General features: G+C 59.2%; 14 protein-coding genes. 8 read left to right on the plus strand and 6 right to left on the minus strand.

All coding sequences use genetic code 11. The features are described from left to right. Positions 1 to 112: 112 nt before the first annotated feature. The 4 genes from ACM1ZW_RS08495 to purE all read right to left on the minus strand — a co-directional run bounded on the left by ACM1ZW_RS08495 (position 113) and on the right by purE (position 2679). Complete coding sequence (locus ACM1ZW_RS08495; protein ID WP_031319184.1) at positions 113 to 649, minus strand: DUF3299 domain-containing protein; 537 nt, start codon at positions 647 to 649, stop codon at positions 113 to 115. A gap of 88 nt (positions 650 to 737) precedes the next feature. Next, positions 738 to 983, minus strand: a complete 246-nt coding sequence (locus ACM1ZW_RS08500; protein WP_017341563.1) for a GlsB/YeaQ/YmgE family stress response membrane protein — start codon at positions 981 to 983, stop codon at positions 738 to 740. Between the two features lie 110 nt (positions 984 to 1093). Beyond that, positions 1094 to 2176: a 5-(carboxyamino)imidazole ribonucleotide synthase gene (locus ACM1ZW_RS08505; RefSeq protein WP_414880361.1), complete on the minus strand. Its 1083-nt coding sequence runs from the start codon at positions 2174 to 2176 to the stop codon at positions 1094 to 1096. Positions 2177 to 2187: 11 nt separating this feature from the next. Further along, complete coding sequence (gene purE / locus ACM1ZW_RS08510; protein WP_017341565.1) at positions 2188 to 2679, minus strand: 5-(carboxyamino)imidazole ribonucleotide mutase; 492 nt, start codon at positions 2677 to 2679, stop codon at positions 2188 to 2190. Positions 2680 to 3129: 450 nt separating this feature from the next. Between purE and ACM1ZW_RS08515 the strand changes: the two genes are divergently transcribed. Both ACM1ZW_RS08515 and ACM1ZW_RS08520 read left to right on the plus strand, forming a co-directional pair. Next, a complete protein-coding gene (locus ACM1ZW_RS08515) occupies positions 3130 to 3804 on the plus strand; it encodes a hypothetical protein (RefSeq protein ID WP_416740409.1) in 675 nt (224 codons plus the stop codon). A 56-nt stretch (positions 3805 to 3860) separates the two neighbouring features. Further along, positions 3861 to 4454 carry a hypothetical protein gene (locus ACM1ZW_RS08520; protein WP_017341567.1) on the plus strand — a complete coding sequence of 198 codons (594 nt, stop codon included), beginning with the start codon at positions 3861 to 3863 and terminating at the stop codon, positions 4452 to 4454. 55 nt (positions 4455 to 4509) lie between these two features. On the opposite strand, the gene ACM1ZW_RS08525 is transcribed toward ACM1ZW_RS08520, so the two are convergent. Continuing rightward, on the minus strand, positions 4510 to 5421 hold the full coding sequence (locus tag ACM1ZW_RS08525; RefSeq protein WP_017341568.1) for a LysR substrate-binding domain-containing protein: 912 nt from the start codon (positions 5419 to 5421) through the stop codon (positions 4510 to 4512). Between the two features lie 180 nt (positions 5422 to 5601). Here ACM1ZW_RS08525 and aspA point away from each other — a divergent pair, with 180 nt between their 5' ends. From aspA to ACM1ZW_RS08540, 3 genes are all read left to right on the plus strand, one after another. Then, positions 5602 to 7026, plus strand: coding sequence for an aspartate ammonia-lyase (gene aspA, locus ACM1ZW_RS08530; RefSeq protein WP_017341569.1), 1425 nt, complete (start codon positions 5602 to 5604; stop codon positions 7024 to 7026). 530 nt (positions 7027 to 7556) lie between these two features. Beyond that, a complete protein-coding gene (locus tag ACM1ZW_RS08535; RefSeq protein WP_017341570.1) occupies positions 7557 to 9008 on the plus strand; it encodes an alanine/glycine:cation symporter family protein in 1452 nt (483 codons plus the stop codon). 165 nt (positions 9009 to 9173) lie between these two features. Then, positions 9174 to 10178, plus strand: a complete 1005-nt coding sequence (locus ACM1ZW_RS08540) for an asparaginase (protein WP_017341571.1) — start codon at positions 9174 to 9176, stop codon at positions 10176 to 10178. Between the two features lie 77 nt (positions 10179 to 10255). Here the strand turns inward: ACM1ZW_RS08540 and ACM1ZW_RS08545 are convergent, their stop codons facing one another. Further along, the gene (locus ACM1ZW_RS08545) at positions 10256 to 13684 is read right to left on the minus strand and encodes a dermonecrotic toxin domain-containing protein (RefSeq protein ID WP_416740410.1); all 3429 of its coding nucleotides are present in this window, start codon (positions 13682 to 13684) and stop codon (positions 10256 to 10258) included. A 211-nt stretch (positions 13685 to 13895) separates the two neighbouring features. Here ACM1ZW_RS08545 and ACM1ZW_RS08550 point away from each other — a divergent pair, with 211 nt between their 5' ends. From ACM1ZW_RS08550 to ACM1ZW_RS08560, 3 genes are all read left to right on the plus strand, one after another. Then, positions 13896 to 14903, plus strand: coding sequence for an AraC family transcriptional regulator (locus ACM1ZW_RS08550; protein WP_017341573.1), 1008 nt, complete (start codon positions 13896 to 13898; stop codon positions 14901 to 14903). 245 nt (positions 14904 to 15148) lie between these two features. Continuing rightward, positions 15149 to 16180 (plus strand): histone deacetylase family protein, encoded by a 1032-nt coding sequence (locus ACM1ZW_RS08555; protein WP_416740411.1) that lies wholly within the window; start codon positions 15149 to 15151, stop codon positions 16178 to 16180. A 13-nt stretch (positions 16181 to 16193) separates the two neighbouring features. Then, a complete protein-coding gene (locus ACM1ZW_RS08560; RefSeq protein WP_017341575.1) occupies positions 16194 to 17294 on the plus strand; it encodes a polyamine ABC transporter substrate-binding protein in 1101 nt (366 codons plus the stop codon). Positions 17295 to 17353: the final 59 nt, after the last annotated feature.

Genomic DNA, 17353 nt, shown 5'->3' on the forward strand with positions numbered 1-17353 from the left:
ACGAACTGTGGGAGCCAGCCTGCTGGCGATGGTGTCATGTCAGTCAACTTGAAAGTGCCTGACGGACCGCTATCGCCAGCAGGCTGGCTCCCACAGTTATTTTGGCTGGCTGCTAGAGATCTGATTCCTGCACCACCCGCACTTTCGCCGCATCCAGCGCATACGCCGCATCGGCCAGATCGTTGTTGACCTTCTCGATCTTCAACGTGCCGGTCACCCAGAGCGGCGTGTAGATATCATCCAGCTTCAACCCTTTCGGATAGCGCACCAGCACCAACTGGTTAGGCGGCGGTGGCGGCACGTGGATGCAGGCGCCCGGATATGGCACGAGGAAGAACAGCGTGCTGCGGCCCTTGGCGTCTGATTCCAGCGGCACCGGATAACCGCCGATACGAATGTTCCTGTCGTTCATCGACGGCACGGTTTTGGTCGAGTACATCACCGCCGGCAAGCCCTTGCTCTGCTTCATGCCACCCTTTTCGGTAAAGGTGCCATTGGCTTCGGGGGAGTTGTGATCGATTTCGGGCATGGCCTCGAGGGCTTTCTGGTCCGACTTGGGCATCAGTTCGAGCCAGTCGGTTTCCGGCAGTTCGCCGGCATGGGCAAGGCCCGAACCCAGTAGAAGAAGAGTCAACAGAAGACGGCGCATGAAGGTGCTCGGCAAGAGAAAGGACGGTAGAACGCCGAGCATTCTAGCCCTCCCTGCGTGCGGCGCAGAGAGGGCTTTGTCGCCTGGATCAGTTCTTTTTGATCAAGCCGTAGATCACCAGCAATACCACGGCGCCAACCAGCGCACCCAGGAAGCCCGCGCCCTGGCCGGCCTGATAGAAGCCCAGGGCCTGACCGCCGTAAGTGGCCGCCAGCGAACCGCCGATACCGAGCAGGATGGTCATGATCCAACCCATGCTGTCATCACCCGGCTTCAGGAACCGGGCCAGCAGGCCGACAATCAAGCCGATAAAGATGGTTCCGATAATTCCCATGGCATTTCCCTCTGATTGGTTGGTCATGCGAAAGACTAGTCAGACTTTCGCATCCTGCCATGAGAGAACGGCGGCCCCTGAATGGTTCCGCCGCCGCCACATGAAACTGTTTATTCGGCGATCAGCGCTTCGACCTTGAGGATCTGTGCCGCCAGTGTCTCGCGGTCTGCACAACGCAGGTTGGCGTGACCGACCTTGCGGCCGACCTTGAACGCTTTGCCGTAGTGATGCAGATGGCAATCGGCGATGGCCAGGACTTTTTCGGTCTCTGGCACTTTGCCGATGAAGTTGAGCATCGCGCTCTCGCCCACCTTGGCCGTCGACCCCAGCGGCAGACCGGCAACGGCCCGCAGGTGGTTTTCGAACTGGCTGCATTCGGCGCCTTCGGTGGTCCAGTGCCCGGAGTTGTGAACGCGCGGCGCAATTTCGTTGGCCTTCAGGCCACCGTCGACTTCAAAGAACTCGAACGCCATCACGCCAACGTAGTTCAACTGCTTGAGCACGCGGCTGGAGTAGTCTTCGGCCAAGGCTTGCAACGGGTGGTCGGTGCTGGCTACGGACAGTTTGAGGATGCCACTGTCGTGGGTGTTGTGAACCAGCGGGTAGAACTTGGTTTCGCCATCGCGGGCACGCACGGCAATCAGCGACACTTCGCCGGTGAACGGCACGAAGCCTTCCAGCAGGCAGGCAACGCTGCCCAGTTCAGCGAAGGTGCCGACCACGTCTTCAGCGGTGCGCAGGACTTTCTGGCCCTTGCCGTCGTAACCCAGGGTGCGGGTTTTCAATACGGCTGGCAGACCGATGGAGGCCACGGCGGCCTCCAGATCGGCTTGCGACTGGATGTCGGCGAACGCCGGGGTGGGAATCCCCAGGTCCTTGAACATGCTCTTCTCGAACCAGCGATCGCGGGCGATGCGCAGGGCTTCGGCGCTCGGGTAGACCGGGACGAACTGCGACAGGAATGCCACGGTTTCGGCCGGGACGCTTTCGAACTCGAACGTCACCAGATCGACTTCTTCGGCCAGCTGACGCAGGTGATCCTGATCGCCGTAATCGGCCCGCAGGTGTTCGCCCAACGCGGCTGCGCAAGCATCCGGCGCGGGGTCCAGGAAAGCGAAGTTCATGCCCAGCGGAGTACCCGCCAGCGCCAACATGCGACCCAACTGGCCGCCACCGATTACACCGATCTTCATCGTCAACAACCTCAGGCGATGCGTGGGTCTGGATTTTCCAGGACGCTGTCTGTCTGCTCAGCACGGAAGGTTTTCAGCACCGCGTGGAACTGCGGGTGCTTGGCGCCAAGGATACTCGCCGACAGCAGCGCTGCGTTGATTGCGCCTGCCTTGCCGATGGCCAGGGTGGCGACCGGAATGCCCGCAGGCATCTGCACGATGGAAAGCAGCGAATCGACGCCCGAGAGCATCGACGACTGCACCGGAACGCCCAGCACCGGCAGGTGGGTCTTGGCCGCACACATGCCTGGCAAGTGGGCCGCGCCACCGGCACCGGCGATGATCACCTCGATGCCACGCGCCTCGGCCTCTTCGGCGTACTGGAACAGCAGGTCCGGGGTGCGGTGGGCAGAGACCACTTTCACCTCATAAGGGATGCCGAGCTTTTCCAGCATATCGGCGGTGTGGCTAAGGGTGGACCAATCGGACTTGGAGCCCATGATCACGCCAACCAGTGCACTCATCGTCGTGCCTCTTCTCTCTGGGCGCCCGCAGGCGCGTCAAAAAACAACAAGCCACGCAAAATGCGTGGCTTGATTGTACGAAAAATGGCCGGACGAACCGGCCGAAGGCCGCGCAGTATACCTCAATGAAGCGGATAAACAGCCCCCGAAACGACCATCTGTCATACGGCACAAAGTGCCGGTTTTATTGACTTGAAGGTCAAGAGCGCACAGAGCCCACCGCCGCCCTTCAGGGCTATAAACCCCTCGCTGACCAATGCGCACAAGAAGTTCCATTTATCACTTTAAAACACCAAGTAATAAATAAGGGATATCAACAAGTTTAGATCCGGAAAAAACTCGTGCTATATATAAAGCGGCACCAAACTAACGTGCCACTTACTTAATCAATGACCCCTCTTAACGCCCTCAACCAAATCACCGAGAGCGATTTTTCCACGAGCCTTGATCATGCACACTTTATTAAAAGCACTACTGACACTTGTCACCACCTTGAGCATCCATATCTGTGCCCATGCAGCAAATGAGAATACACTCAAAGACGATCCTTTTAATCCGATCCGGATTTTCGTCATCTTCCATGACGATGTTCCTGAATCGAAACGAAACTTAACCTACGTTGATCGAATTCGACCCTTTGTCATCGAGTTCAAGCGTATCACTGGCCGCGACATCTCAGTGGTCTTCGATCGGAACCGCCCACCCTATACCAACTTCAACTACAAATCTGACACCCCCCATAAAATGTTTGAAGAGTGGAAAAAGCTCAGCTGGGAATATAAAAAAGAACGACACAAAAACAACGAGTTTTTGTCTTCACGCAATGACCGGATTCTCTTGATCACCAACGATTATATCAATGGCAGTCCGCTAATGGGCGGCATCGGAGGGCTCGCGACTCTACCCGGACACTCCGCGATCGCCTCGTTTGAACAAGGGCAGGCAATAGGGCATGAACTCGGGCATACCTTTAATGCTCGCCATGACGACAGCGAAATTATTTATAACGGATGGTGGTGTGAAACCTTTATGTTCCCGGAATCGTTTGTGCTTCGCTCTAATTGTTATGTTTTTAGCCAAGCAAACGAAAAACGTATCAAGGCCTATGTCGACAGCCTGTATTGAAAGTTCCACGACGGCCCTCTCCCACCCCAACAATGAATAACAACAAGGAAAACCGCATGAAACACATTAAAACCAATCAAGCAAAAAAACCTATACTTTTAATTGTTTTTATCCACGACGACCTGGACGGGTACGATGAAGGAAAACTTTACGACGACCACTTCGCCTGGCTGAAAACCGAGCTTGAGCATATATCCGGTCGTGGCGTCACAATCATCTTCAGCTCTAAAGCCACGTCTCCGGGAATGACCCATTACCATTACAAAAATGAAAGTGTCTACGATTCAGGTCAGGGCTGGAAAGCAATGGTTAAAGAGTTTACTTCGAAGGTGGAGGAGAGCCGCCCTTATGATCCAGACCTCAATAAATTCCTCTTGTTAACTCGCAGCCCAATCAACAGCAGCGTTGCCGGCGCCGCGATCGAAAAAGGCCAGAGTGGAATCGCTTCGATATTTTATTACATGGCACCCGCCCACGAGGTGGGCCACATGTTCGGGGCCACCCATGACGATGCAGACGTGATCTATGACGGCTGGTGGCATGACACGGTAATGAAAGCTGACTGGGCGACCACGTTTCGTGGCAATGCCTACCGTTTCAGCGACAAGAACCGAGAGAATATTCGTCACTACCTCGATCAGTTCGACTGAAACACCGGTGAGCTGATCATCGGGTGCGAGCCTTTCGCATGGGCTTGCACCCGACTCAGGAAGCGGGGCTAGCCGCCCCGCCTTCCAGCTTGCGCCACAACAATCGCACGTTCGCCTTGCGCACCAGTGCGCAGCGGTAAAGACGAATCTCCAGCGGCACATGCCATTGCGGGCCGCCACAGACCACCAGTTCACCACGAGCCAATTCGGCCCGTACGCTCAGTTGCGGGACCCAGGCAATCCCCAACCCTTCCAAGGCCATGCTTTTCAAGCTGTCAGCCATGGCGGTTTCGTACACCGTGGTAAACCTCAGCGCACGCTGGCGCAGCAAGCCGTTCACCGAACGTCCGAGAAACGCTCCGGCGCTGTAGGCCAACAAAGGAACGCTGGCTTCGCCCTCCAGATCGAACAGCGGCTTGCCATTGGCATCCGCCGCACACACCGGCAGCATTTCCGTGTGCCCCAGATGCAGTGACGGAAAGATCTCCGGGTCCATCTGCATGGCGGCGTCAGGGTCATAGAACGCCAGCATCAGATCGCACCCGCCTTCGCGCAATGCATGCACCGCGTCGCCAACGTTGGTCGCCACCAGCCGTGTAGCAATGTTCAAACCTTCATTACGCAACTGCGCGATCCAGCGCGGAAAGAAGCCCAATGCCAGGGAGTGGGCGGCGGCGACCTGCATCACTTCACCCTGCCCGCCTTCCAGATGGTGCAGGTGGCGCAGGACTTCGCCGAGCTGCTCGACCACGGTCCGTGCGGTGACCAGGAACAACTGCCCCGCCGCCGTCAACTCGACCGGCGTGCGCGAACGGTTGACCAGTTGCAGCCCCAGTGCGGCTTCGAGGCTGCGGATCCGTCGGCTGAACGCCGGCTGCGTCACGAAGCGGCGTTCCGCAGCTTGGGAGAAGCTGCGGGTGGCGGCCAGGGCACTGAAGTCCTCAAGCCATTTACTTTCCAGATTCATCACGTCCTCCCGGACACGCACCAAATTAGGTCACACGCTCGCCGCACACACGGCGTCACACGGGCATTATGCCGAATATGCATAGGCCAGTGTTTAACAGCATTGGCCGAAAACTCTCCACAAGCCTAGCATTTGCGGTGTTCCGGCACAGACCGGGTCCATATCGAGATGATTTCTATCATGTCCTCCGCTGCATCTTTCCGCACAGAAAAAGACCTGCTTGGCGTACTCGAAGTACCGGCTCAAGCGTATTACGGCATCCAGACCCTGCGAGCGGTGAACAACTTCCGTCTCTCCGGCGTTCCGATTTCGCATTACCCGAAGCTGGTTGTCGGCCTGGCCATGGTCAAACAAGCCGCCGCTGACGCCAACCGCGAGCTGGGTCACCTGAGCGAAGCCAAGCACGCTGCCATCAGCGAAGCCTGTGCACGATTGATCCGCGGCGATTTCCACGAAGAGTTCGTGGTGGACATGATTCAAGGCGGCGCTGGCACTTCAACCAACATGAATGCCAACGAAGTCATCGCCAACATCGCGCTGGAGGCCATGGGTCACCAGAAGGGCGAATACCAATACCTGCACCCGAACAACGACGTGAACATGGCGCAGTCGACCAACGACGCCTACCCGACCGCGATCCGCCTGGGTCTGCTGCTGGGCCACGACGCGCTGCTGGCCAGCCTCGACAGCCTGATCCAGTCGTTCGCCGCCAAGGGTGAAGAATTCAGCCACGTTCTGAAGATGGGTCGTACCCAGCTGCAAGACGCCGTGCCGATGACCCTCGGCCAGGAATTCCGCGCTTTCGCCACCACCCTGGGCGAAGACCTGGCACGCCTGAAGACACTGGCACCAGAACTGCTGACCGAAGTGAACCTGGGCGGTACCGCGATTGGCACCGGCATCAACGCCGACCCGCGTTACCAGCACCTGGCCGTTCAACGTCTGGCGACCATCAGCGGTCATCCGCTGGTACCGGCGGCCGACCTGATCGAAGCCACCTCCGATATGGGCGCGTTCGTACTGTTCTCCGGCATGCTCAAGCGCACCGCGGTCAAGCTGTCGAAGATCTGCAACGACCTGCGCCTGCTGTCCAGCGGCCCACGCACCGGCATCAATGAAATCAACCTGCCAGCGCGTCAGCCAGGCAGCTCGATCATGCCTGGCAAGGTCAACCCGGTCATCCCGGAAGCGGTAAACCAGGTGGCCTTCCAGATCATCGGCAACGACTTGGCGCTGACCATCGCGGCCGAAGGCGGCCAGCTGCAACTGAACGTGATGGAGCCGCTGATCGCCTTCAAGATCTTCGACTCGATCCGTCTGCTGCAACGCGCCATGGACATGCTGCGCGAGCACTGCATCACCGGCATCACCGCCAACGAAGCCCGCTGCCGCGAACTGGTCGAGCACTCGATCGGCCTGGTCACCGCGCTGAACCCGTACATCGGCTATGAAAACGCCACCCGCATCGCCCGTATCGCCCTCGAAAGCGGCCGCGGCGTGCTGGAACTGGTGCGCGAAGAAGGCTTGCTCGACGAAGAAATGCTCGCCGACATCCTGCGCCCGGAAAACATGATTGCTCCGCGTCTGGTGCCGCTTAAGGCCTGAACCGACGCATCAGTAGCACCGCTCACCAGGTCGAGGGACTAGACACCTCTCACCTTTTGAGGGCTTGGGGTTTATTCCCCAGGCCCTTTTTTTTAACTCTTTGGCAGTAAATCAGAATGTCTGGGGGCTGAGAAATGTGGGCGCGGGCTTGCTCGCGAAAGCGATGTGTCAGTCACTATAAATAGTGGATGTCAGACCGCATTCGCGAGCAAGCCCGCTCCCACAGAAAAGCAGATCCCGCATAAACCCGGCGCCGGTAACGTCGGGCGTTTCAAAGGCTTCGTTTCGATGCTTGCACCACAACCGTGCAGACGGACGGCACTCTCCTAGGTATAGTGCCGCCCCTCTTCGCGTGAGCGGTCGTCGGTAACGAGGCCCAAACCCATGCGAAACCCGAACTAATAACAAACCCGCAATATGAAATCGGGACGAAACGTCGCCTCGCCTGTTTTGCCGTGCGCAAACCGGTGTAACGCGATGTTTCCGACCGCCCAGCATTTGCCTACACAAAAAACAGCGAGGAATAATCCATGCTCGAAGTCATTAACGACTTCCTCTCAGGGAAAGTACTGATCGTGCTCATTGTCGGGCTCGGTAGCTACTTCACGATCCGCTCGCGTTTCGTTCAATTGCGTCACTTCTTCCACATGTTCGCGGTGTTCCGCGACAGTCTCAAAAGCAGCGCCGGCCAACTCAGCTCGTTCCAGGCCCTGATGCTCAGCCTCGCTGGCCGCGTCGGTGCAGGCAACATCGCCGGTGTCGGCATTGCCGTGACCCTCGGTGGGCCAGGTGCGGTGTTCTGGATGTGGGTGACCGCACTGGTCGGCATGTCCAGCAGCTTCTTCGAATGCTCCCTCGGCCAGCTCTACAAACGCGCCGACGCTGACGGCACTTACCGTGGCGGCCCGTCCTATTACATCCAGCACGGTCTGCAGAAACGCTGGTTGGGCATGATCATGGCGTTCCTGTTGCTGGTGACTTTCGGGTTCGCGTTCAACGGCCTGCAATCCCACGCTGTGACGCACTCGCTGAACAACGCGTTCGGCTTCGATACCACCTGGACCGGCCTGACCCTGGCAGTGTTGCTGGGTCTGGTGTTCATCGGCGGGATCAAGCGCATCGCCAAGGTCGCTGACCTGTTGGTGCCGGTGAAAACCCTGGTGTACATCGGCGTGACCATCTATGTGATCGTGCTGCAATTCGACCACGTACCGGCGATGCTGATGACCATCGTCAAAAGCGCCTTCGGTCTCGACCAGGCCTTCGGCGGCCTGATTGGCAGTGCCATCGTCATGGGCGTGAAGCGTGGCGTGTTCGCCAACGAAGCGGGCCTGGGCAGTGCGCCAAACGTGGCAGCCGTGGCGTCGGTTGAACACCCGGTGGCACAAGGCGTGGTTCAGGCGTTCAGTGTGTTCCTCGACACCTTCGTGATCTGCACCTGCACCGCCTTGCTGATCCTGCTCTCGGGCTTCTACACCCCGGGCTTCGAAGGCGATGGCATTGCCCTGACCCAGAACTCGCTCGCCGCTGTCGTGGGCGACTGGGGCCGGATGTTTATCTCCGTGGCATTGGCGTTGTTCGTGTTCACTTCGATTCTCTACAACTACTACCTGGGCGAGAGCAACCTGCGCTTCCTGATCGGTGAAAACCGCAAGGCGCTGATAGGCTACCGCGCACTGGTACTGGTGTTGATCTTCTGGGGTGCGATCGAGAACCTCGGCACGGTGTTCGCGTTTGCCGACATCACCATGACCCTGCTCGCGTTCGTGAACCTGATTGCGCTGTTCCTGCTGTTCAAGGTCGGCATGCGCATCCTGCGCGACTACGATGACCAGCGCGCTGCCGGGATCAAGACTCCAGTGTTCGATTCGAGCAAGTTCCCGGATCTGGACCTGGACCTGAACGCCTGGCCAGCCAACCCGCCAGCCGCCGCCACCAAGGCAGAAGCTGAAGCGCAAGGCGTACCCGCAGCGCAACGCTGATCGGTGAATGACGGGCGCATCCCCTGCGCCCGTCGGTTAAAGTGCACAACCTGTGGGAACGAGCCGGCTCGCGATGGCGGTATGTTAGACACTAATGTGTCAACTGACAGTCCGTCATCGCCAGCCGGCTGGCTCCCACATGCCATCTCTTGCGGAGACTTCCCCATGGTTCCCAATTCCTTTCCTGCCGCCCAGCACGTCATGGTGCTCTACACCGGTGGCACCATCGGCATGCAAGCCAGCGAACACGGCCTGGCACCGGCATCCGGTTTCGAAGCGCGGATGCGCGAATACCTGCACAGCCAGCCGGAACTGGTGGTACCGCAGTGGCGCTTTCGCGAGATGTCGCCGCTGATCGACAGCGCCAACATGTCTCCGGCGTATTGGCAGCAACTGCGCGAGGCCGTGGTCGATGCCGTCGACGTACAGGGCTGCGACAGTGTGCTGATCCTGCACGGCACCGACACGCTGGCTTATAGCGCTGCGGCCATGAGCTTTCAATTGCTGGGCCTGAACGCCCGCGTGTGCTTTACCGGTTCGATGCTGCCGGCCGGCGTGACCGACAGCGATGCCTGGGAAAACCTCGGCGGCGCGTTGGTGGCGTTGGGTCATGGCTTGGCACCGGGCGTTCATCTGTACTTCCATGGCGAATTGCTGGATCCGACCCGTTGCGCGAAAGTCCGCAGTTTCGGTCGGCATCCGTTCAAGCGCCTGGAGCGCCAAGGCGGCGGAGCGAAGGCTTCTTCACTGCCCGCCGCGTTGAACTACAACCAGAGCAAGCAGCTGGCGAAAGTTGCTGTGTTGCCGCTGTTCCCCGGCATTGGCGCCGAGCAACTCGATGGCGTGCTGAACAGCGGCATCCAGGGCCTGGTGCTGGAGTGCTACGGCAGCGGCACCGGGCCGAGCGACAACCCCGAGTTTCTTGCCAGCCTCGGTCGCGCGCGGGACAACGGCGTGGTGGTGGTTGCGGTGACGCAGTGCCATGAAGGTGGCGTCGAGCTGGATGTCTACGAGGCGGGCAGTCGTTTGCGTGGCGTCGGCGTACTTTCGGGCGGCGGCATGACCCGTGAAGCGGCGTTCGGCAAGTTGCATGGGCTGCTGGGTACGGGGCTTGGCACCGATGAGGTCCGCACCCTGGTGGAGCTGGATCTGTGTGGCGAATTGATCTGAGGCACGGGGCTGGCTTGCAACCTTGTGCGAGCCTTCCTACCCGTCGCCGTCAGGAAGGCTTGCCCTGTCGCTTGAGTCTATAGATGGAAAAACACCTGTTTGGCCATCGTAGGGCTAATCTCACCGCGCCATATGCTGGTCACAGCGTGGCCAGCGGCCTGTTGATCCTTCTGAAAATTCAGACCCAGGCGGCGCTGCGCGGCCGTTTTCAGATGGGCCTTGATAAAGGAATCTGGCGCAGCCACCTTTGTCCGGTAGTGAAAATGTGCATACCACAGCACATTGTTGTCGGTGTCGCGGATCTCGTATTCCTGCAAAAAATCAGTGCCTTTACCCGCAGAGCTGTCGGTTCGCCCGCCGATCTTGCGGATGCTTATCTCTTCCTTCCCCAACAGATATTCCACCGCACCCGCGGTCGGGTTCCTCAATTTGTACATTTCAATACGTGTTTGCTGTGCCAGTTCCCGAAGACGCGTGGCAGCCTCCCTCAACTGATCGACGGCTGGCTGTAACGACTCTTCACCCACCGGCCGGGTCAATTGCTCAATATTGGCGGCTGCGGCATCAAACGGGTCAGCCTGGTCCATGATGAGGCTCTCTACATCGGCCGGCGAATGAGTGGTTTTGGACATCCGCCTGGCGTCGGCCACCTTCCTGTCGTATCCGGCCAAGAGCTCTCGCGCATTTTTCTCCAGTTTCTTGAGCTTCCTTTTGGCCCGAACACTCAGCTCCGCGCCCCCCAGCAGCCGTAGGCGGAAATCGAAGCTCCAGCGACCCTGCTCGTCGCTTTTGAGCCAGGGCCCCCTCAACAGCGAACCCTTCGGATCAGTGATCACCGCACCCTCCAATGTGGGTGAAACCCGAAACCAGTCATCCTCGACGCAGGCATACCAGTAGCCATCTTGCCGATAAAGCCCACGAAACTCGCCGGAATTGACCAACCCACTTTCGCGCGGCGGCGCCGGGAGCTTGAAGGTGTCCAGTTTGGCCAGTTGCCGCGCTGACAACTGGCCTCGCGCACCGGTCCAGCCATAAAAGAGCCTCGTTTTCCCTTTGACAGGAACGGCTGAGGCAGGCCGCGTGAGGTTATTGGCGAGCTGGATACGCTGTTCCAGCGCGGTTTCGCGGACAACGCCAGACACTTCGGCACGCGCAATGGAACGCACGGGGGACCCCGAATGCACCAATATCAAGGCCAGGTTCATCAACACATCGGCCGCCGCTGACCATCGACTGTCGGGATGCTCGCTTTGGACAAACACTTCAACGCTTTTCGTGAGTTGCACCAACAGACCCATGGCTGCAAACGGGCCGTCCAATAGTGGCTGTAGCAGGTTGAACAATGCCCACCCGAAGTCCTTTAGTTGATCCCAACGGGCCTCCGAGTTCGACACGGAATCATCCTTGGCCCGCTTGATCAGTGCCTGGGCGCAAGCCCGGTACAACGCGCTGAACACGTCCTCAGACAACGCCTCGCTGGCGAGCGAGACACGTTGTGGCAGGAGCGCGTCGAAGCCACCGAAAACGACCCGTCCCACATGGGGTTCCACAAAGCCGCCGTTGGCATAGACGTGGTGAACGGAGGGTGCAAGCCCGGCCAGCACGCTGCCCTGCAACGGCGGGTCCTCCTGAATCGCACTTAACAGAGCTGCCCACGAGACAAACTCGAGCATTGGCTCGACCGAAGCAGGCCGGTAGAGAATGTATGGCCCGCGTCCAAGCGCCTGCGGGCCGATCACAAACATGTTCAAGACGTAGTCCTTTCTGGAGTCGGCTCCAGTCTGGAATCCCAGCGGTCTGACCACCATGGCCTGTCCCTCGACCTGACGATCGAACGCGTCGGGTTGCAGGGCGGCGACAACCTGCCGATAGGCCAGATCCGTCAGACGATTGCGGATTCTCAGCTCCAGCGCCAACAGCGGCAGCTGAATGCACATGCTCGCGTGAAACTGTTCTCGTCGCTGCTCGAACTCCTGAGGGACGTCCAGCAATTTGCGCTGCAACATGTCGGGATAACGCTGGCCAAGATCGGCGCGATTGGTCAGTTCCCTCAAATAGTCATAGGTCAGCCACAGCGGTGGTTCGCCGCTGCGATAAAGAATCTGCGCTGGAACCCGGGGCAAGGCGCCGACATTTTTCACCGCCAATTGGGCAAATGCCGAGCGGGTTGATTGGTAGCGAGGCTCGGGGAATGGCGGGTCGATGATTTCGAATGCCGAGTTCTCCAATCGCTGCTGCACCACCTCGATATCGCGCACTCTAACAGGCCTGCGGGCCGGATCGTCCTCGACCATCAGCGCCTTCAATGCCTGCTCGGCGTACTCATGAATCGGCACGATGCCCGACAGGAATGAAGTACCGGTACGATTGCGGGCCGCCAGCGTGGCCAACAGCCTGCTGTAAGCAGCGCGCTGCACCGGACTGGCTTGCTTGAGCCATGACGGCAACAAGCCCTTGAGGGTGGACAACCGGGCTTCATGACCTGACCGAAAGGCACCGAGCAACGTCGTCGGGCTACTGATCTGCTCCAACCGTCGCTCGAGCGTCGGCAAATCGACGAAGACCGCGGGCTTGATCGTCGCGATAACCTGCAACTGACGCTCGAGAAGGCTCAGGGTCAGTGCGTCGAAAATGTCATGTTCAGCCCAGTAGTTGCTAAGTGACAGGCGCTGGCGTGCACCAAACCATGATTGCGTCATGGCTTCCTCGGAGCTGAACACTTCGATTCCGCCGGTCAATGTGAACAGCAACGCAATGGTTCGCCCTTCCACTTTGCGGCGCATCGACAGGACCAGTACATCATCCGGCATCAAGGTGCTGGAGTCCTCGCACACGAGTGTCACGGCAGCCTCGGTCGCCGCATCGCCCTGGGCTGTTTCGCGCTGGGCATTATCGGGGTAATCAAGCACGCCCTGGACCGTCAGCAGTGCATCACCGGCAAGTGCCTGAGAAGCCATGCGCAGTTGCTCTTGAAACAGGTTGCGAAGTTGTTGCCAGGGACTGGCGTCGCCCTCGTTCGATTGGCTCCAGAAGGCTGCCAGCTCTTGTTGATAGCACTCCAGCAAATGCGGCCCCCACTCGTCGAGCACCTCCAGGATTTCGCTCAACTCGACGTCAATGGCTGAAGGCGTTTCTACGTTGGCGTACCGTGAAAGAAAGCTCTCGTCACTGAATACTCTGCAACTGCCCTTCCAGTAACTTTCGAGCAAAAGATCCGTCAGTCCATGGCTTTGATAACTGGCAAAGCTTGACCCTGTCGGGGTTTCACTCCGCCGAGGTTCGAGAACGACAGCGGTGGCCACCGGGATATCGAAGCCGGGAAACCGGTCATCAAGGACTTGTTGCAAGGTCCTTCGTGCCGTTTCTCGCAAGGTCGGTCGATCGGCAAACAGGTGCAAAATGCTCAAGGCCTGTGAAACCACCTCGGCGTCCGGACGCAGCGGACGCAGCGGACGCAGCGGACGCAGCGGACGGGAAACGGTTGGTGTAACGTCTGAAGATGTCAAGATTCAGGTCCATCCTTGGGTACATGAAAATGTCGTAAAGACAGCCAACGCATGGGCGTGACAGTCATGACCAAGGTAGGGGCCTTGCAGGCATTGGAGGCGTTAACGGGATACTACTTCTGTTACCAATGGTTTCGCCGGACCTGTCGAAACCCTATCGATCAGGCACACAACTTGCTCCCATTCCAGCAACTCAAGAATGGAACATCCCATGCTCCACTCCCATCTCACCACCCTCAACGCCGTCTCGCTGATCCTCAACACCTTCAAGGCCGAAGGCTTGTCCAGTGAGGCGCTATTGGCCGGCAGCGGCATCAGTGCGGCGGATCTGAACCGCGCCGACACACGCATCACCACCAATCAAGAGATGCAAGTCTGCGCCAACGCTGTCGCACTCAAGCGTGACATCGGCCTGGAACTGGGTCGGCGGATGCACGTGTCCTGCTACGGCATACTCGGCTATGCACTGCTGACCAGTGCCACCTTCGGTGACGCTTTGCGCCTTGCGATGCGATATCCGGCGTTGCTGGGAACACTTTTCGAACTGAGCCTGGAGGAGGATGGCAAGCGTGTCTGGTTCGTCGCGGCCGATTATCGTGAGAGCCCGGCGATGGCCGTGTTCAACGCCGAGTTCTGCCTGGTTTCGCTCAAGGTCATCTGCGACGACCTACTCGGTCATCCGCTGCCACTGCTCGCTGCTCGCTTCGAACACGCCGCGCCCGACTACGAAGCGACCTACGCCGAACACTTCAACTGCCCGCTGCATTTTGAAGCACGGGACAACGCCTTCGCCTTCGACAAGCACTGGCTCGACCAGCCCTTGCCGTTGTCCGATGTGATTACCCATCAAGCCATGGCCGAACGCTGCCGCAAGCAGAACGTCGAGTTCACCGGGCGCCAGGCGTGGCTGGGGCGAATTCGGCAACTGCTCAGCGCGCAACTGAATGCCGCGCCTGGGTTGGAGGGCCTGGCCGAGCAGATGAATTGTTCGGCGCGAACCCTGCGTCGGCACCTCAAGGACCTAGGCTGCAGCTACCAGGAACTGCTCGATGAATTGCGCTTCGAACAGGCCAAGCTGTTGCTGTGCGAGGATCAGTTGCCGATCTATCAGATCGCCGAGGCCCTGGGCTTCAGCGAGACCGCGAGTTTTCGCCATGCCTTTGTGCGCTGGAGCGGAGTAGCGCCGAGCCAGTTCCGCCCGCAGCACCGCCCCTTGTAGGCGCTGGCTTGCCAGCGAAGAGGCCAGTGCATCTGACTCGGCTGTAATGCCGCCTTCGCGGGCAAGCCCGCTCCCACAGAGTCTGCATTCCATGCGCCACGCCAGGGCCTGGCGCATTAAAAAGGGGCGAATTTCGGTCAGATTTTTTGGCCATATAAATCCCCTTTTGGCCTTTCCTGCCGTTCTCCGAATCGCCTTCCGCCGCAAGACTGTAGCCAACCGATTCAGCCTGCGGAGAACAAGAAATGCTGACGATCTACTCGGACGATCACCACCTGCACCACGGCCGTTGTGAATTGATAGACGGGCAACTCAAGCCCTGCTTCGAAATGCCTTCGCGTGCCGACCACGTACTGGCACGGGTGAAAAACCAGAACCTGGGCCCCGTCGAAGCGCCGAAGGATTTCGGCCTCGACCCGATCGCGCGCATCCACAGCCGCGACTACCTCGACTTCTTCAAAGGCGCCTGGGCCCGTTGGACCGAGTTCAACACCGACGGCGACTTGCTGCCCTACACCTGGCCGGCCCGTACCTTGCGCGCCATCAAGCCCACCAGCCTGCACGGCCAGCTTGGCTATTACAGCTTCGACGGCGGCGCCCCGATCACTGCCGGCACCTGGCAAGCGGCGTACAGCGCAGCGCAAGTGGCGCTCACCGCCCAGGCAGAAATCCAGCGCGGCGCACGCAGTGCTTTCGCGTTGTGCCGTCCACCGGGACACCACGCCGCCAGCGACTTGATGGGGGGTTATTGCTACCTCAATAACGCCGCTATCGCCGCTCAGGCTTTCCTCGATCAGGGCCACAAGAAAGTCGCGATCCTCGACGTCGACTACCACCACGGCAACGGCACGCAATCGATTTTCTACGAACGCAGCGACGTGCTCTTCACCTCGATCCACGGCCATCCGGAAGCCGAATTCCCGTTCTTCCTCGGTTATGAAGACGAGCTGGGCGAAGGCGCGGGTGAAGGCTTCAACTTCAACTACCCTTTGCCCGCCGGCAGCGGTTGGGACATTTGGAGCGCGGCACTGGAACACGCCTGCAAAGAGATCGAACAATACGGCGCCGACATCGTTGTCGTGTCCCTGGGCGTCGATACGTTCAAGGACGATCCGATTTCCCAGTTCAAGCTCGACAGCCCGGATTACCTGGCGATGGGCGAGCGTATTGCGAAGCTCGGCGTGCCGACGCTGTTCGTGATGGAAGGCGGTTACGCGGTCGAAGAAATCGGCATCAACGCCGTGAACGTTCTTGAAGGTTTTGAAAGCGCTCAATGAGGAAACAACAATAATGAACAGACTCAAGCGTCTTATCGTCCCCGCCCTGTGCGCCACGGTGCTCAGCGGGGCCGCTCACGCCGAAGAGCGAACGTTGCGCGTCTACAACTGGTTCGACTACATCACCCCCAAAGCGCTGGAAGACTTCAAGGCGCAGAACACCCAGACCAAACTGGTCTACGACATCTTCGACACTAACGAAGCGCTGGAAGCCAAACTGCTGACCGGCAACTCCGGTTACGACGTGGTGGTGCCGTCCAACGTGTTCCTCGCCAAGCAGATCGAGGCCGGCGTTTTCCAGCCGCTGGACCGCAGCAAGCTGCCGAACTGGAACCACCTCGATCCCAAGCTGATGAAGCTGATCGAAGCCAACGACCCGGGCAACAAATTCGCCGTGCCGTACATGTACGGCACCATCCTGATCGGCTTCAACCCGGACAAAGTCAAAGCCGCGCTGGGCGCCGACGCGCCGGTGGACAGTTGGGACCTGATCTTCAAGGAAGAAAACATCAGCAAGCTCAAGCAGTGCGGCGTCGCCCTGCTCGACTCGCCGTCGGAGATCCTGCCGCTGGCCCTGCAACACCTCGGCCTGGACCCCAACAGCAAGAAGCCGGCGGACTACGCAAAGGCTGAAGCGCTGCTGATGAAAATCCGCCCGTATGTCACTTACTTCCACTCCTCCAAGTACATGGCCGACATCGCCAACGGTGACATCTGCGTCGCGGTCGGTTATTCCGGCAGCTTCTCCCAGGCCGCCAACCGCGCCAAAGAGGCCAAGAACGGGGTCATCGTCGACATGCGCTTGCCAAAAGAAGGCGCGCCGATCTGGTTCGACATGCTCGCGATTCCGAAGGGCGCGAAGAATACCGAGGACGCCTACACCTTCATCAACTACCTGCTGCAACCGCAGGTGATTGCGCCGGTCAGCGACTTCGTCGGTTACCCGAACCCGAACAAGGACGCCACGGAAATGGTCGACCCGGCGATCCGCAACAACCCGAACCTGTACCCGACCGAAGCGGCGATGGGCACGCTTTACACCCTGCAACCGCTGCCGCGTGATGCCGAACGTGCGCGCACGCGAGCCTGGACCAAAATCAAGTCAGGGACCTGAAACCCCTTGAAAACCGAAGACCCGCCGTGATGCGGGTCTTTTTTTGCCTGCGATATTTA

The sequence above is a fragment of the Pseudomonas sp. NFX71 genome (assembly GCF_048079215.1).
Classification (GTDB): domain Bacteria; phylum Pseudomonadota; class Gammaproteobacteria; order Pseudomonadales; family Pseudomonadaceae; genus Aquipseudomonas; species Aquipseudomonas fluorescens_B.

What these genes read in the sequence shown, in the direction of transcription:
- ACM1ZW_RS08495 (WP_031319184.1), bottom strand. Translation starts at nt 649, where the DNA reads ATGCGCCGTCTTCTGTTGACTCTTCTTCTACTGGGTTCGGGCCTTGCC.
- ACM1ZW_RS08500 (WP_017341563.1), bottom strand. Translation starts at nt 983, where the DNA reads ATGGGAATTATCGGAACCATCTTTATCGGCTTGATTGTCGGCCTGCTG.
- ACM1ZW_RS08505 (WP_414880361.1), bottom strand. Translation starts at nt 2,176, where the DNA reads ATGAAGATCGGTGTAATCGGTGGCGGCCAGTTGGGTCGCATGTTGGCG.
- purE (WP_017341565.1), bottom strand. Translation starts at nt 2,679, where the DNA reads ATGAGTGCACTGGTTGGCGTGATCATGGGCTCCAAGTCCGATTGGTCC.
- ACM1ZW_RS08515 (WP_416740409.1), top strand. Translation starts at nt 3,130, where the DNA reads ATGCACACTTTATTAAAAGCACTACTGACACTTGTCACCACCTTGAGC.
- ACM1ZW_RS08520 (WP_017341567.1), top strand. Translation starts at nt 3,861, where the DNA reads ATGAAACACATTAAAACCAATCAAGCAAAAAAACCTATACTTTTAATT.
- ACM1ZW_RS08525 (WP_017341568.1), bottom strand. Translation starts at nt 5,421, where the DNA reads ATGAATCTGGAAAGTAAATGGCTTGAGGACTTCAGTGCCCTGGCCGCC.
- aspA (WP_017341569.1), top strand. Translation starts at nt 5,602, where the DNA reads ATGTCCTCCGCTGCATCTTTCCGCACAGAAAAAGACCTGCTTGGCGTA.
- ACM1ZW_RS08535 (WP_017341570.1), top strand. Translation starts at nt 7,557, where the DNA reads ATGCTCGAAGTCATTAACGACTTCCTCTCAGGGAAAGTACTGATCGTG.
- ACM1ZW_RS08540 (WP_017341571.1), top strand. Translation starts at nt 9,174, where the DNA reads ATGGTTCCCAATTCCTTTCCTGCCGCCCAGCACGTCATGGTGCTCTAC.
- ACM1ZW_RS08550 (WP_017341573.1), top strand. Translation starts at nt 13,896, where the DNA reads ATGCTCCACTCCCATCTCACCACCCTCAACGCCGTCTCGCTGATCCTC.
- ACM1ZW_RS08555 (WP_416740411.1), top strand. Translation starts at nt 15,149, where the DNA reads ATGCTGACGATCTACTCGGACGATCACCACCTGCACCACGGCCGTTGT.
- ACM1ZW_RS08560 (WP_017341575.1), top strand. Translation starts at nt 16,194, where the DNA reads ATGAACAGACTCAAGCGTCTTATCGTCCCCGCCCTGTGCGCCACGGTG.